Consider the following 15,359-nt stretch of genomic DNA (forward strand, 5'->3'; position numbering starts at 1 on the left):
GGGAGCCACTACCGAGGATCGAACCCGTGAGAGACGCGGATCGCTCCAGTGGTTGTGTATCCAGTTGTCGGCGCACCGTGGAGGTGCACCAAGGTCGAATGTAGCGAAGGGACCCACCGGAGTGGTGGATCCCTTCGCTCATGTTCATCGACGCAGGCCGAGGCGCTCCACGATGGAGCGGTAGCGCTCGATCTCGGTCTTCTTCAGGTAGTTCAGGAGCCGGCGGCGCTGACCGACGAGGAGCAGCAGGCCACGACGGCTGTGGTGGTCGTGCTTGTGCTGCTTGAGGTGCTCGGTCAGGTGGCTGATCCGGTGGCTCAGCAGCGCGATCTGCACCTCCGGCGAACCGGTGTCACCCTCGGTGGTGGCGTACTCGGCGATGATCTTCTTCTTGGTCTCAGCATCGGTACCGATGGCCATGTGAACTCCTCAGTTCGCTCGTTGCGCGGCGCGCCGGGGCCTGTTCACCCGGGCACTCTCGATCCGCGGCCGTTGGACGGCGTGTCGTCCGCTCGGACAACCCAGCAAGACTACCAACGCGCGCTCCCCGGCCCCCAATCGGCGAACGGGGCGCACCCGGGCTCCGTGGCGCCCGACGCCGCAGCGCGTCGTCAGTGCCCCAGCACCGCGCGCACCGCGTCCCGGCCCGCCATCGGGTCGGCGGCGGTCAGCGCCGCGTCCGCGGCGGCGCGGCAGGCGTCCAGGGTGACCTCGGCGAGCTGGGCGCCGACCGGTCGCACGGCCCGCGCGGCCATCGACAGCGACGTGACTCCCATCCCGATCAGGGCGGTGGCCAGCAGCGGGTCCGCCGCCGCCTCACCGCACACGCCGACCGGCTTGCCGGCAGCGACACCGGCGCGCGCGGTGATCGAGATCAGCTGGAGGACCGCGGGCTGCCAGGGGTCGGTCAGGTAGGCCAGGTCGGTGGCCATCCGGTCCGCCGCCATCGCGTACTGGGTCAGGTCGTTGGTGCCGATGGAGAGGAAGTCGACGACCTCGAGCATCCGATCGGCCAGGAGCGCGGCGCTGGGCACCTCGACCATGACCCCCGCCCGCAGCCCGCGCTCGCGGACCAGCGCCGCGAAGCCGGCGGCCTCGTCGACCGTGGCCACCATCGGCGCCATCACCCAGGTCTCCACGCCGGTCCGCTCCGCGGCCAGCGCGATCGCGTCGAGCTGGCGGTCCATCAGGCCCGGGTTGTCGATCGAGAGCCGCAGCCCACGCACACCGAGCGCGGGGTTCTCCTCGTCCTCGTGGGCGGCGAACGCGATCGGCTTGTCCGAGCCCGCGTCGAGCGTGCGCACCACGACGTACCGTCCGCCCGCATAGGGAGCCAGCACCGAAGCGTAGATGTCGGCCTGCTCCTCCACCGACGGCTCCTCGGCGCGGTCCAGGAAGCAGAGCTCGGTGCGGAACAGCCCGACCCCCTCCACCGGCTCCTCGGCCGCGCCCTCGGCGGAGGCGCCGTCGGCCACGTTGGCCAGCAGCTTCACCGGTACGCCGTCGGCGGTGGCCGCCGGCCCCGTCCACGCGGCGAGCGCCGCCCGGCGCCGCCGGCTCGACTCGACCCGGCGCGCGGCGTCGTCGGGGTCGACGCCCCGCTCGACCGTCCCCGCCTCGCCGTCGACGAGGACCACGACGCCCTCCTCGACGGCGACCGCGCCGCCGACGCCGACGACGCACGGGATCCCCAGCTGGCGCGCGATGATCGCGGTGTGGCTGGTGGCCCCGCCGCGCTCGGTGACCAGGGCGAGCACCCGGGACGGGTCGAGGCTGGAGGTGTCGCTCGGGGCGAGGTCGGAGGCGACGACCACCGAGGGCTCATCCGGCGCGGGGACGCCGGGCTGCGGCTCGCCGACCAGGTGCGCGATCAGGCGTCGCTCGATGTCGCGCAGGTCCGTGACGCGCTCGGCCATCAGGCCGCCCATGCTGCTGAAGATGCTGGCGAACTGGTCGACCGCGGCGCGGACCGCCTCGACCGGGCCGCGCCCCTCGCCCACGCTCTTGGCGACAGCGGAGCGCAGGCCCTTGTCGCGCGCCAGGCCCGCGCTGGCGGTGAGCACGGCAGCCGCACCCCCGGAGACCGCGCCCGCCCGGGCCACGAAGGCCTCGGCCACCGCCTCCGCGGCCTCGTCGTAGGCGGCGACCGCCGCGTCGGCGTCGGCGAACCCGCCGTCGCCGAACCGCTCGATCGCGTCGGCCGAGATCTCGTCGCGCACGTGGACGACCGGCCCGGCAACGACGCCGGGGACGACCGGCGTCCCCCTCAGCACGCCGACGGAGGTGGCGGAATCGAATGTGGTCATGGTCACATGTTATTCCACGTGATCCTTGACACTCAACATGTTCGGCACTAAAACAACATAGACACAGATCCGGCCGAGAGGACACGATGTACGCCGAGGAGCGGCAGCAGGCGATGGCCCAGCTGATCACCACGCGGGGTCGCCTCTCGGTGGCCCAGCTGGCCACCGAGTACGCGGTCACCACCGAGACCGTGCGGCGCGACCTGTCCACGCTGGACCGGATGGGCCTGGTGCGCCGCGTCCACGGTGGTGCCGTGCCGGCCAGCTCGCTCACCGTCATCGAGTCCGGGATCGGAGAGCGCGAGGGCGCCAACTCGAGCGCCAAGGACGCCATCGCCGCCGCAGCGATCAACCTCCTCCCTCCCCCGGACTCGGTGGTCGTGCTGGACGCCGGCACGACGACCGCCCGGCTGGCCGCGGCGCTCCCCCGGGATCACCGGCTGGTGGTCGTGACCCACGCGGTGCCGGTCGCGACCCGCCTCGCCGGGCTGCCCCAGATCGAGCTGCACCTCCTGCCCGGACGCGTGCGGCCGACGACGCACGCCGCCGTCGGCAGCGACACCGTCGCCGCGCTCGCCGACCTGCGTGCCGACGTCGCGTTCGTCGCCACGAACGGACTCACGGTCGACCACGGCCTGACCACGCCGGACCGGGACGAGGCGGCCGCCAAGCGCGCGATCGTCGCGTGCGCCCGTCGTACCGTGGTCCTCGCCGACGCCAGCAAGATCGGGCTGGAGACCTCGGTCCGGTTCGCCACCCTCGACGACGTCGACACCCTGGTCACCGACGGCTCCGTCGACGCCTCCGACCTCGCCGCGCTGGAACGCACGGGCCTGGACGTGGTGGTCGCGTGATCCTCACCCTCACCCCCAACCCCAGCATCGACCGCACGGTGTCGCTGGACGCCCCGCTCTGCCGCGGACAGGTGCAGCGGGTCACCGCGGTCACCGCCCAGGCGGGCGGCAAGGGGGTCAACATCTCGCGCGCCGCGGCGGTCGCCGGCATCCCCAGCGTCGCCGTGGTGCCGGCCGAGCCCGACGACCCGTTCGTGCTCGAGCTGCGCGCCGCCGGCATCCAGTGCCACCCGGTGGAACCGGCAGGCGACGTACGGGTCAACCTGACGATCACCGAGCCCGACGGCACCACCACCAAGCTCAACTCCCCCGGCGCCGAGGTCGACGCCGAGCACCTCGAGGTGATGGCCGCGGCCGTCCTCGAGCGCGCCGCCGAGGCCTCCTGGGCCGTGCTCGCCGGCTCGCTGCCGGCCGGCGCGCCGGCCGGCTTCTACGCCGACCTGGTGGCCAGGCTCCGGGGCCACGGCGCGCGGGTCGCGGTCGATACCAGCGAGGCGCCGCTCAAGGCGCTGGTCGACGCGATGCCGGCCGCGGCGCCTGACCTGATGAAGCCGAACGGCGAGGAGCTCGCCTCCGTCCTCGGCGGCGATCCCGAGGTGCTCGAGTCCGACCCGGTCGCCGCCGCGGCAGCGGCACGGGAGCTGCTGGCGCGCGGCGTCGGCGCCGTCCTGGCCACCCTCGGCGGGAACGGCGCTGTGCTGGTCACCCCCGAGGGGGCGTGGCATGCCAGCCCGCCGCCGACCACGGTCGTGAGCACCGTCGGCGCCGGCGACTGCAGCCTCTTCGGCTACCTGCTCGGAGACGTCTCCGGGCTCCCCGCACCCGACCGACTCGCCCTCGCGGTGGCCTACGGCAGCGCCGCAGCCAGCCTGCCGGGCACCACCATCCCCGCTTCCGACCAGCTGCAGACAGATCTGGTCGGCGTTACCGCCCTCGGAGGGAACACATGAGCGACCTGATCACCACCGATCTCGTCCGGCTGCAGGCCAGCTGGGGAGCGGACAAGCGCGACGCCATCGCAGGCATGGTCGGCGTCCTCGGCGACGCCGGCCGCGCCACCGACGCCGACCAGCTGCTGGCCGACGTCTACGCACGCGAGGACACCTCGGCCACCGGCCTGCCGGGCGGGATCGCGATCCCGCACTGCCGCACCACCGGGGTCGAGGAGCCGACCCTGGCGTTCGCCCGGCTCGACCCGCCGGTGGACTTCGGCGCCAAGGACGGGCCCGCCGACCTCGCCTTCCTGATCGCCGCGCCCGCCGGCGGCGACGCCACGCACCTGCAGCTGCTCACCCAGCTCGCCCGATCGCTGGTGAAGCCGGAATTCACCCAGGCGCTGCGCGGGGCCACCGACGCCGACGAGGTGGTCGCGCTGGTCAACGAGGCACTCGGGGTGACCCCCGCGACCGCCCCGGCCGCGACCGCGACCGCGGCGGCGGGCACGGCGGCGCCCGCCGCCGCGGCGGCACCGACCGAGCCGGCCCAGCCGGCTGGCTCCACCGACCACCCCTCGCTCGTCGCGGTGACGGCCTGCCCGACCGGGATCGCGCACACGTACATGGCGGCGGAGGCCCTGGAGGCCGCCGCCGAGCGGGCGGGCGTCGAGATCGCGGTGGAGACGCAGGGCTCCGCCGGAGCGACGCCGCTGGCGCACGACACCATCGCCCGCGCCGGCGCGGTGATCTTCGCCGTCGACGTCGGCGTACGCGACCGCGGGCGGTTCGCCGGCAAGCCGATGGTCACCTCGGGCGTGAAGCGGCCGATCGACGACGCGGACGCGATGATCGTCGAGGCGCTGCGCTACGCCGCCGACCCGGCCACCGCGCCCAGGGTGGAGGGCGAGGCCGCGGACGCCGAGGGCACCGGCGGCGAGGAGTCGTGGGGCGCCCGGACGCGCCGGGTCCTGATGACCGGTGTCTCCTACATGATCCCGTTCGTCGCCGCTGGCGGCCTGCTGATCGCGATCAGCTTCCTGCTCGGCGGCTACGAGATCGCCAACCACGCCGGCGCCGTCCTCGCCGACTCGACCCTCTTCAACCCGCCCGACCTCGCGGCGTACGCCGACCCCGGCCTCGACCACGTCCTGTTCGGATCCGCGGAGATGGCGTACCTCGGCGCGGCGCTCTTCGTGCTCGGCAAGGTCGCCTTCGCCTTCTTCGTGCCCGCCCTGGCCGGCTACATCGCCTATGCGATCGCCGACCGCCCCGGCATCGCGCCCGGCTTCGTGATGGGCGGCCTGGTCACCGACATCTCCGGCTTCGGGGTGCCGCAGAGCGGCTTCCTCGGCGCGATCGTCGGCGGCGTCCTGGCCGGCCTGATCGCGCACTGGATCGCCGGCTGGAAGATGCCGACCTGGGCCCGCGGCCTGATGCCCGTGCTCATCATCCCGCTGCTGACGACCGTCATCGCCGGGCTGGTCATGATCGTGCTGCTCGGGCAGCCGATCGCGTGGCTGATGGAGCAGCTCACCGACGGCCTGAACTCGATGAGCGGGGAGAGCGCGGTCGTGCTCGGGGTGATCCTCGGCCTGATGATGGCCTTCGACATGGGCGGCCCGCTCAACAAGGTCGCCTACAGCTTCGCCGCCGCCGGCGTCGGTGGCGCAGCCCTGGCCAGCGACGCCCCCGAGCTGAAGATCATGGCCGCGGTGATGCTGGCCGGCATGGTGCCGCCGATCGCGCTGGCACTGGCCACCGTCCTGCGCCCCGGACTCTTCTCGATCCCCGAGCGCGAGAACGGCAAGGCCGGCTGGGCGCTCGGCGCCTCGTTCATCACCGAGGGCGCGATCCCGTTCGCCGCCGCCGACCCGCTGCGGGTGATCCCCGGGATCATGCTCGGCAGCGCGGTCACCGGCGGGCTCTCGATGGCCATGGACGTCGGCGTGCGGGCCCCGCACGGCGGCATCTTCGTGCTCTTCGCCGTCGACAACGTCCTCGGCTACCTGATCGCGCTGGCCGTCGGCACCGTCGTCGGCGCGGTCGCCGTGATCGGCCTCAAGAGCCTCGGCCAGAGCGACGCCGACGTGGCCACCGTCTGACCCGACCGACCGCCCCGCGACCGACAACAGCAGCATCCGCCACCCGAAGGAGCACCATGCCCACCAAGTCCGTCGTCGTCGGCTCCGCCGTCGGCCTGCACGCCCGCCCCGCCGCGATCATCGCCGAGAAGGCCGGCGAGCTCGGTGTCGACGTGACCATCAACGGCGTCGACGCGAGCTCGTCGCTGATGATCATGACGCTCGGCGCCGGCAACGGCGACACCGTCGAGGTGGCCAGCGACGACTCGGCCGCCCTGGAGGCGATCGCGGCGCTGGTGGAGCAGGACCTCGACGCCTGAGCCGGTCGGGCTGAGCCGGTAGGCACGACGACGCCCACGCCCGCGAGGGCGTGGGCGTCGTCGGTACGACGTCGGCCTGCTGGCCGGCGCGGCGTCAGCCGACGGGTCGGTCGTCCCGGCGCTCGGTGACGGTGTGGCTGCCGTCCGCATGCGTGGTGACCGCCTCCGAGCGGCGGCCACGGGCGACGGTCGCCGCGGTCAGCACCAGGACCAGCACGCCGGCTCCTGTCAGGATCCAGCCGATCATCGTCAGGTCAATGGCCTCGATCGAGTCCTGCACCGCCAGCGCGAGGATCAGCCCCGCCGCGGTCAGCAGCACTCCCAGTCCGTATCCCATCGTCTTCTCCTCCTGGACCCTGCCGGGCCATCGGGTGTGTCGGTCCCCGTCGGTCGGACGGGCTACCTCCACCCTTGCCACGAGGAGCGGGGCTCAAACATCGACGGAGCGCGCACGCAGTGCCAGGTAGACCGCGCGGACCCCGACAGCACGCTCCAGCTCGCGGGTCACACCGCCGAAGAACTGGGTCCGGTACGCCTCGTCGGTGACCGTCGAGACCGTCAGGTAGAGCCCGGAGAACGCGGCCAGGAACACCGAGACCTGGACCAGCGCGCGCCCGGCGTTGAACGTCTCCGACGCCTGCCAGGCGGTGAGCACCGCGTCGGTCATCACGATGCTGCCGAAGACCATCAGGAACGCGAAGACGGCCACGGACAGCAGCAGCACCTGCACGGCGTTGACCACAAGCAGCACCAGGATCAGGTTCCACCGCTCGTACCCGGTCACCTCGGCGTACGCCGCCGGGTCGGCCTCGTCGTCGGCCAGCAGCTCCTCGCACGGCCCCTCCAGCGGCGTCCCCGCGCACGCCCGGCGTAGCAGCCCGGCATCGACCGCGTCGTCGGCCCGGTCCACCTCCTCCGGCAGCCGCACCAGCAGGAAGGCGACGGCGAGCGCGGCGAACAGCACCACGACCAGCCACAGCGAGGCGACCGTGAGGTTGGCCGCCACCTGCCACACCTCGGTGTTGATGAAGAGGAACGTGATCGCCATCAGCAGCAACGGCAGCGCCCGTGTGGTCAGCGGCAGCACAGCGCGCAGGCTGCTCACCGTCCGACCCAGGCCCCAGGTCAGGATCTGCCGGGCGTGGAGGGCGGTCAGGGCGTACCAGAGCGCCACGCCGAGCCCGACGGCGACCAGCGTGGCCGGTGCCGCACTCAGCTCACCGACGGCGCCGGCCAGGCCGACGCCGGCGGCGACGGCGAGCAGCCCGACGACCAGCGCGAGCGGCAGCGTGCGGCGCAGCCGCAGCGCGCGCCGGACGTCGGCGCGGCGCTCGGGCACGAAGTAGGGCAGGCCGTGCGCGGCGAACCAGTCGTCGGCCGCGGCCAGCCGGTCAGCGGCGACCATGACGGCTCGGCCTCAGCCGCCGACGAGGTCGCGGGCGCGCACCACGTCGTCGGCCATCGCCGCCAGGAGCTCCTCGACCGAGTCGAAGCGGACCATCCCGCGGATCCGCTCCACGAAGGCCACCTCGACCTCACGGCCGTACAGCTCCAGGTCGGTGCGGTCCAGCACGTAGGACTCGACCCGGCGGGCGCGCTCCCCCGCGAAGGTCGGGTTGGTGCCGACGCTGATCGCGGCCGGGTGGGTCGCACCGGCGTCGGGGCCGTCGAGGACGGTCAGCCGGCCGGCGTACACCCCGTCCGCCGGCGCCGCCGCGCCGGCCGCGACCGGCACGTTGGCCGTGGGGTAGCCCAGCTCGCGGCCGCGCTGGTCGCCGCGGACGACCACCCCGCGGGTGGCGAACGGGCGGCCGAGCGCCTCGGCCGCACCCGCCACGTCGCCGGCCGCGACGCACATGCGCACGTAGGTCGAGGACCACACCTGGGGCCCGCCGTCGAGGCTGACCTCCTCCAGCACGAAGTCGTTCTCGACACCGGCGGCGCGGAGCAGGTTGCAGTCGCCGGCCGCGCGGTTGCCGAACCGGAAGTTGGCACCGACCACGACCGCCCGCGCGTGCAGCGCACCGACCAGGATCCGGTCGATGAACTCCTGCGGGGTCCAGGCCGCGATCTCTCGCGAGAACGGGATCACCAGCGCGTCGTCGACCCCGGCGCGCTCCAGCATCGACAGCCGCTGGTCGACGGTGCTCAGCATCGCCGGCGCGTGCTCGGGACGCAGCACCGCGATCGGGTGCGGGTCGAAGGTCACCGCCACGACGCGGTCGACCCCCACGGCGTCGGCCACCTCGCGGGCCCGGCGGACCACGTGCTGGTGGCCGAGGTGCATCCCGTCGAAGTTGCCGATGGTGACGGTGGTCCGTCCCAGATCGACGGGGACCTCACTCAGCTCACGCCACTCACGCACGGCGCTCACTCTCCCACATCGGGACGCCGGAGCCCCGGCACCCGGCGCCGCGCGGACAGGCACCGGCGGGACTCACCCGACGAAGACCGCGACCGGGCGGGCCTGTGCGCCCTTCGGCTCGTAGAGCGCCAGGAACTCGCCGTCGTCGAAGACCGCCGTCAGGCCGTCCAGCGCGAGGTCCAGGCGGCGGCCGTAGCGGACCTCCTGGGCCTGCTCGGCGGTGAGGTCGACGGAGGAGAAGCTGGCCCGCGCCGCGTCGTCCAGGGAGATCATCGCGAACTCCTCGTCGAGCTGCTCCAGGGTGCGCGCCCGGTCGAGCCCGAAGCCGCCGACGGCGGTACGCCGCAGCGCGGTGAGGTGGCCGCCGACCCCGAGCGCGGCTCCGGCGTCGCGAGCGATGGCGCGGATGTAGGTGCCGCTCGAGCAGCGGACCGTGACGTCGACCTCGGGCGCCGCGCCCAGGGCGATCCGGCCGATCTCGATGGAGTCGACCCGCACCCGCCGGGCGGGGATCTCGACGTCCTCGCCGGCCCGCACCCGCTGGTAGGCGCGCTGGCCGTCGATCTTGATCGCGGACACGGCGGTCGGCACCTGGTCGATCTCGCCGACCTGAGCGGCCAGCGCCGCGCGGATCGCCTCCTCGGTGACCTGGGAGGCGTCGGTGGTGGCCAGCAAGTCGCCCTCGGCGTCGTCGGTGTGCGTGGCGACGCCGAGCCGGATCGTGGCCTCGTAGACCTTGTCGGTCAGCATCAGGTGCCCGAGCAGCCGGGTGGCCCGGTTGACCCCGAGCACCAGGACGCCGGTCGCCATCGGATCCAGCGTGCCGGCGTGGCCCACCTTGCGGGTGCCGGCCAGCCGCCGCACCCGGGAGACGACGCCGTGGCTGGTGATGCCGCCCGGCTTGTCGACGACGACCAGGCCGGAGGCGGTGCTCACGCCTCGGCGCCCTCGTCGTCGTCCTCGGGGTGCCCCTCGTCCTCGCGGGGCTTCTTGTAGGGGTCCGCCTCGCCGGCGGGCGCCTTGCCCTCGCGGACCGCGGCGACCTCGGCATCGGCCGCCCTCGCCTTGGCCAGCACCTCGTCGAGGTGCCGGGCGGTCTCGGGGACGCCGTCCCAGGCGAAGGTCAGCGACGGTACGTGCCGCATCCCGAGCTGCTTGCCGACCTCGGAGCGCAGCAGGCCCTTGGCCGACTCCAGCGCCGTCGCGGTCGACTCCTGGTCGGCGTCCTCGCCGAGGACGGTGTAGTAGATCGTCGCCTGCTGGTTGTCGCCGGTGACCCGTACCTCGGTGATGGTCACGAAGCCGAGCCGCGGATCCTTGATCCGGCGCTCGAGCATCTCGGCCACGATGACCTGGATCCGGTCGGCGATCTTGCGCGAGCGGGGGTTGCTCATGGGTTCTGTCCTATCAGTACGCCGCGCGGGCGGTGTCGCGCATCGGCGCGCGACGTGGTGGAGCGGGGGTGGAGCGGGGGTGGAGCGGGGGTGGCGCAGGGCGCCGGGGTGGTGCGGGTAAAGACCAGTCGGCAGGAGCCCACAGGGTGACCTGCGGACTCCTGCCGACCGAAGAGGTGGACCGTCAGGCCCGCGGGATCTCCTTCATCTCGAAGGCCTCGACGATGTCGCCCTCCTTGATGTCCTGGAAGTTCCGCAGCACCAGACCGCACTCGAAGCCCTCGCGGACCTCGGAGGCGTCGTCCTTCTCGCGCTTGAGCGAGGCCAGGTCGAGGTTGTCCGCGATGACGGCGCCGTCGCGGAGGACTCGGACCTTGGCGTTGCGACGGATGAGACCGCTGGTGACCATGCAGCCGGCGATGTTGCCGATCTTGCTGGAGCGGAAGATCGCCCGGATCTCGGCCTGGCCGAGCTGGACCTCTTCGTACTCCGGCTTGAGCATGCCCTTGAGCGCGGCCTCGATCTCCTCGATGGCCTGGTAGATGACCGAGTAGTACCGGATCTCCACGCCTTCCTTGTCGGCCATCTGGCCCGCCTTGCCCTGCGGGCGGACGTTGAAGCCGATGATGATCGCGTCGGAGGCGGCGGCCAGGTCGACGTTGGTCTCGGTGATCGCACCGACGCCGCGGTCGATGACCCGGAGGCTGACCTCCTCGCCCACGTCGATCTGCGCCAGCGCGTCCTCGAGCGCCTCGACCGAACCGGAGACGTCGCCCTTGAGGATGAGGTTGAGCTCCTGGCTCTCGCCCTTCTCCATGGAGGCCATGAAGTCCTCGAGGGTGCGGCGCACCCGGCGCTTCGCCTGCATGGCGGCCCGCTCGCGGGCCTCGCGCTTCTCGGCGATCTGGCGGGCCATCCGGTCGTCCTCGACGACGATGAAGTTCTGGCCCGCACCCGGCACCGCCGAGAGACCCAGGACCATCGCCGGACGCGCCGGGTCGGCCTCGGCGAGCTCGTTGCCGTGCTCGTCGAGCATCGCCCGGACGCGACCGTGAGCCGGACCGGCCACGATCGAGTCGCCGACCCGCAGGGTGCCGCGCTGGACCAGGATCGTGGCGACCGGACCGCGACCGCGGTCCAGGTGCGCCTCGACCACGAGGCCCTGGGCGTCCTGCACCGGGTTGGCACGGAGGTCCAGCGACGCGTCGGCGGTCAGCACGACGGCCTCGAGCAGCTTGTCGAGGTTGAGCTCGGACTTGGCCGAGACGTCGACGAACATCGAGTCGCCGCCGTACTCCTCGGGCACCAGGCCGTACTCGGTCAGCTGGCCACGGACCTTGGTCGGGTCCGCCTCCGGCTTGTCGATCTTGTTGACCGCGACCACGATCGGCACGCCGGCGGCGCGGGCGTGGTTGAGCGCCTCGACCGTCTGCGGCATCACGCCGTCGTCGGCCGCCACCACGAGGATCGCGATGTCGGTCGCCTGGGCACCACGGGCACGCATGGCGGTGAACGCCTCGTGACCCGGGGTGTCGATGAAGGTGATCCGACGCTCGGAGCCGTCGACCTCGGTCGCGACCTGGTAGGCACCGATGTGCTGGGTGATGCCACCGGCCTCGCCGGCGACGACGTTGGCGTTGCGCAGCGCGTCGAGCAGCTTGGTCTTACCGTGGTCGACGTGACCCATCACGGTCACGACCGGCGGGCGGACCACGAGGTCGGACTCGTCGCCCTCGTCGGTGCCGAACTCGATGTCGAAGGACTCGAGCAGCTCGCGGTCCTCGTCCTCCGGGGAGACGACCTCGACCTTGTAGTTGAGCTCCTCACCGAGCAGCTCGAGGGTCTCGTCGCCCACGGACTGGGTCGCGGTCACCATCTCGCCGAGGTGGAACAGCATCTGCACCAGCGAGGCGGCGTCGACGCCGATCTTCTCGGCGAAGTCGGTCAGCGTGGAGCCACGGGCGAGACGGACGGTCTCGCCGTTGCCCTTGCGGACCCGCATGCCGCCGATCGTCGGGGCCTCCATGGCCTCGAACTCCTGGCGACGCGCCCGCTTCGACTTGCGACCGCGGCGCGCGGGACCACCCGGGCGACCGAAGGCACCCTGGGTCTGACCACGCTGGCCCGGACGGCCACCGCCGCCGGGGCGGCCGGCGAAGCCACCGGGACGACCCGGGGCACCGGCACCGGCACCAGCGCCGCCGCCGGCACCGCCGCGACCCGGGGCACCGCCCCGACCCGGGGCGCCACCGCGGCCCGGACCACCGGGGCGACCGCCGCCGGCGGGACGACCGCCGGGGCCGGTGCCGAAGGCGGCCGGGGACTTCGGCATCATCGCCGGGTTGGGGCGCGGCATGCCGGGGCGACCGCCACCGGAGCCACCCGGGCGCGGCGGACGGTTGTCGCCACCGGTCTCGCCGCCGGGGGCCGGAGCCGGACGACGGCCCATGCCCTGCGAGGACGCGAACGGGTTGTTGCCCGGGCGCGGCGTGCCGCCGGGCTTGCCGACCGGACGCGGCGCCGGGGCCTTGGGGGCACCGGGCTTGGGAGCACCGGGCTTGGGGGCACCGGGCTTCGGCGCGCTGCCACCGGGGCCCGGACGGGACTGCGGCTTGGGCGCGCGGGCTGCCGGCTTCTCCGACGCCGCGGGGGCCTCGGGAGCCGGGGCGGGTGCCTCGGGGGTCTTCGGACGGGCCGGGCCGGGCTTGGGGGCGCCGGGGCCGGGCTTGGGGGCCGCCTTCGCGGGAGCGTCCGCGCTCGGCGCCTCGGCGGCGGGAGCCGCAGGCGCGGCGGGCGCAGCCGGGGTGGCCGGCTTGGGGGCGGGCTTGGCCGCGGGCGCGGCCGGAGCCGGCGCGGCAGCGCCACCGCCGGACTTCAGCTTCTCGCCGTACTCCTTGCGGAAGCGCATCTCGGCAGGAAGCTCAACGGTGGAGCTCGCCGACTTGACGAACTCCCCCATCTCCTTGAACTTCTCGAGAACAAACTTGCTCTCGACGCCGAACTCCTTGGCGAGTTCGTGGACTCGGGTCTTGGCCACGTTTCTCCTTCTGGCCCAAGACCCGATCGGGGAATCTCAGACCGTTGGTGGATGGTGCAGAACGAACTGGCTCATCGCGAGGTACTCATCGAGTGCTCATGAGCTGTTGCTCCAGTCTCTGTCGGTCGAATTCATTGCCACTGAGTCGAGGTAGTCGCTCACCGGTGCGCTGGAGATCCCGGCCCCGCCCTGCGTCATCCGCAGGGCGCGGGCGAAAGCCTTCCGCCGCACCGCGAGCTCGTAGCACGCGGTCGTGGGGTGCAGGTGCGCCCCGCGGCCGAGTGCGGTGCCGTCGAGATCGGGCCTGACGACCATCGGGCCGTCGGTGTCCGAGCCGGCGGTCACCCGCAACAACTCGCTTCGGGTGGCACGCTTGCGGCATCCGACGCAGGTTCGGACGGGCCCCTCGAGGGGGGTTCCGTCATCACCAGCGCGAGATTCCATTCGGCGAGCCACCAAGAGACAAGTCTAGCGCCTCGCGGCGAGGACACCGAACCGGCACCGCGGGTCCGCCGCCCCTCCGCCCGGACGCGACACGCCCGGGCGTCCCGGTGCGTGCGACGCGCCCGCGGCCCGCGCCCGGATCAGGCCTCGGCGGCCTGCTCCTCGTCGGAGTGGATGTCGATCCGCCAGCCGGTCAGCCGGGCCGCCAGGCGGGCGTTCTGACCCTCCTTGCCGATCGCCAGCGAGAGCTGGAAGTCCGGCACGACCACCCGCGCGGACTTCGCGGCGGCGTCCACCACGGAGACCGAGCGGACCTGTGCCGGCGAGAGCGCATTGGCCACGAAGGTGGCGGCATCCTCGGAGAAGTCGACGATGTCGATCTTCTCCCCGTGCAGCTCGGCCATCACGTTGCGCACCCGCTGCCCCATCGGGCCGATGCAGGCACCCTTGGCGTTCAGGCCGGGGACGGTGGAGCGGACCGCGATCTTGGTGCGGTGCCCGGCCTCGCGGGCGATCGCCGAGATCTCCACGGAGCCATCGGCGATCTCGGGCACCTCGAGCGCGAACAGCTTCTTGACCAGGTTGGGGTGGGTCCGCGACAGGGTGATCTGCGGGCCGCGCATCCCCTTGCGGACGGAGACCACCAGGGTCTTGATCCGGGTTCCGTGGCGGTACTCCTCGCCGGGGACCCGCTCGCTGACCGGAAGCAGCGCCTCGAGCTTGCCGAGGTCGACCATCACGTCGTCGCGGTTGCGCCCCTGCTGGATGACCCCGGAGATCACGTCGCCCTCCTTGCCGGAGAACTCGCCGAACTTGATCTCGTCCTCGGCGTCGCGCAGGCGCTGCAGCATGATCTGCTTGGCCGTCGTCGCGGCGATCCGCCCGAAGCCGTCCGGGGTGTCGTCGTACTCGCCGACGCGGTTGCCCTCGTCGTCCAGCTCCGCGGCCATCACCCGGACGTGGCCGGTCTTGCGGTCGAGGTCCACGCGGGCGGCCTCGTGCGCGCCCGGCGTCTTGTGGTAGGCCGTGAGCAGCGCCTGCTCGATGGCCTCCACCAGGACGTCGAACTTGATCTCCTTCTCGCGCTCCAGCATCCGCAGGATGCTCAGGTCGATGTCCATCAGTGGTCGTCCTTCCGGTTGAACTCGATCTGCACGAGCGCCTTGGTGATCTCGGTCTGGCTCAGCGCGACCCGCTCGCCCTCGACGTCGAGCGTGACGCCGCCCTCGTCGCTGTCCAGCACCCGGCCGGTCATCACACGCCCGTCGCCCAGCGTCGCCTTGACCAGCCGGCCGGCGTTGCGCCGCCAGTGCCGGGGCAGGGTCAGCGGACGGTCGACGCCGCGGGAGGTCACCTCGAGCGTGTAGGGCTGCTCCCCCATCACGTCGGTCTCCTCGATCGCCGCGTCGATCAGCTTGGTCGCCGTGGCCACGTCGTCGAGGGTCACCCCGCCGTCCTTGTCGACGGCGACCCGCAGCACCCGGCGCTTGCCGGCAGGCGTGATCTCCACGGCCTCCACGTCGATGCCGAGCTCAGCCAGGCGGCCGCCCTCACCACCGATCAGGGACTCGATCCTCGCCGCGTCGCGATCCGCAGACGATCTGCTCGAACTCATCGGAGTCT

At 72.9% G+C, this 15,359-nt stretch carries 15 protein-coding genes; 4 read left to right on the forward strand and 11 right to left on the reverse strand.

The features are described from left to right. Positions 1-144 precede the first annotated feature (144 nt). Both rpsO and ptsP read right to left on the reverse strand, forming a co-directional pair. Positions 145-420 (reverse strand): 30S ribosomal protein S15, encoded by a 276-nt coding sequence (gene rpsO, locus E8D34_RS03375; RefSeq protein WP_136593170.1) that lies wholly within the window; start codon positions 418-420, stop codon positions 145-147. 191 nt (positions 421-611) lie between these two features. Then, positions 612-2,306 (reverse strand): phosphoenolpyruvate--protein phosphotransferase, encoded by a 1,695-nt coding sequence (gene ptsP, locus E8D34_RS03380; RefSeq protein ID WP_136593171.1) that lies wholly within the window; start codon positions 2,304-2,306, stop codon positions 612-614. Between the two features lie 86 nt (positions 2,307-2,392). On the opposite strand from ptsP, the gene E8D34_RS03385 reads away from it, so the two are divergent. From E8D34_RS03385 to E8D34_RS03400, 4 genes are read left to right on the forward strand one after another with little or no spacing between them, the layout of a single operon-like run. Next, positions 2,393-3,160 carry a DeoR/GlpR family DNA-binding transcription regulator gene (locus tag E8D34_RS03385; RefSeq protein ID WP_136593172.1) on the forward strand — a complete coding sequence of 256 codons (768 nt, stop codon included), beginning with the start codon at positions 2,393-2,395 and terminating at the stop codon, positions 3,158-3,160. Then, complete coding sequence (locus E8D34_RS03390; RefSeq protein ID WP_136593173.1) at positions 3,157-4,110, forward strand: 1-phosphofructokinase family hexose kinase; 954 nt, start codon at positions 3,157-3,159, stop codon at positions 4,108-4,110. Before E8D34_RS03385 ends, E8D34_RS03390 begins: the two co-directional genes overlap by 4 nt. After that, a complete protein-coding gene (locus tag E8D34_RS03395) occupies positions 4,107-6,197 on the forward strand; it encodes a fructose-specific PTS transporter subunit EIIC (protein WP_136593174.1) in 2,091 nt (696 codons plus the stop codon). The genes E8D34_RS03390 and E8D34_RS03395 overlap by 4 nt, the downstream gene beginning before the upstream one ends. Before the next feature lie 56 nt (positions 6,198-6,253). Further along, positions 6,254-6,496, forward strand: a complete 243-nt coding sequence (locus E8D34_RS03400; RefSeq protein WP_136593175.1) for an HPr family phosphocarrier protein — start codon at positions 6,254-6,256, stop codon at positions 6,494-6,496. Positions 6,497-6,590: 94 nt separating this feature from the next. Here E8D34_RS03400 and E8D34_RS03405 read toward each other — a convergent pair whose 3' ends face one another. The 9 genes from E8D34_RS03405 to rimP form a co-directional block, all read right to left on the reverse strand. Next, on the reverse strand, positions 6,591-6,833 hold the full coding sequence (locus tag E8D34_RS03405; RefSeq protein WP_136593176.1) for a DUF6458 family protein: 243 nt from the start codon (positions 6,831-6,833) through the stop codon (positions 6,591-6,593). Between the two features lie 93 nt (positions 6,834-6,926). After that, entirely contained in the window at positions 6,927-7,901 is a 975-nt protein-coding gene (locus E8D34_RS03410) for a hypothetical protein (RefSeq protein WP_136593177.1), read from the reverse strand. A gap of 12 nt (positions 7,902-7,913) precedes the next feature. Beyond that, positions 7,914-8,861, reverse strand: coding sequence for a bifunctional riboflavin kinase/FAD synthetase (locus E8D34_RS03415; RefSeq protein ID WP_136593178.1), 948 nt, complete (start codon positions 8,859-8,861; stop codon positions 7,914-7,916). A gap of 72 nt (positions 8,862-8,933) precedes the next feature. After that, positions 8,934-9,797: a tRNA pseudouridine(55) synthase TruB gene (gene truB, locus E8D34_RS03420; RefSeq protein ID WP_136593179.1), complete on the reverse strand. Its 864-nt coding sequence runs from the start codon at positions 9,795-9,797 to the stop codon at positions 8,934-8,936. Then, positions 9,794-10,255, reverse strand: a complete 462-nt coding sequence (rbfA, locus tag E8D34_RS03425) for a 30S ribosome-binding factor RbfA (protein ID WP_136593180.1) — start codon at positions 10,253-10,255, stop codon at positions 9,794-9,796. The genes truB and rbfA overlap by 4 nt, the downstream gene beginning before the upstream one ends. 184 nt (positions 10,256-10,439) lie before the next feature. After that, complete coding sequence (gene infB / locus E8D34_RS03430; RefSeq protein WP_136593181.1) at positions 10,440-13,292, reverse strand: translation initiation factor IF-2; 2,853 nt, start codon at positions 13,290-13,292, stop codon at positions 10,440-10,442. Positions 13,293-13,388: 96 nt separating this feature from the next. Continuing rightward, on the reverse strand, positions 13,389-13,736 hold the full coding sequence (locus E8D34_RS03435; protein ID WP_136593383.1) for a YlxR family protein: 348 nt from the start codon (positions 13,734-13,736) through the stop codon (positions 13,389-13,391). Positions 13,737-13,876: 140 nt separating this feature from the next. Next, positions 13,877-14,857: a transcription termination factor NusA gene (gene nusA, locus E8D34_RS03440; RefSeq protein ID WP_136593182.1), complete on the reverse strand. Its 981-nt coding sequence runs from the start codon at positions 14,855-14,857 to the stop codon at positions 13,877-13,879. Beyond that, positions 14,857-15,351: a ribosome maturation factor RimP gene (gene rimP, locus E8D34_RS03445; RefSeq protein ID WP_136593183.1), complete on the reverse strand. Its 495-nt coding sequence runs from the start codon at positions 15,349-15,351 to the stop codon at positions 14,857-14,859. The genes nusA and rimP overlap by 1 nt, the downstream gene beginning before the upstream one ends. Positions 15,352-15,359: the final 8 nt, after the last annotated feature.

This window comes from Nocardioides sp. GY 10113 (genome assembly GCF_004919105.1).
Lineage (GTDB): Bacteria > Actinomycetota > Actinomycetes > Propionibacteriales > Nocardioidaceae > Nocardioides.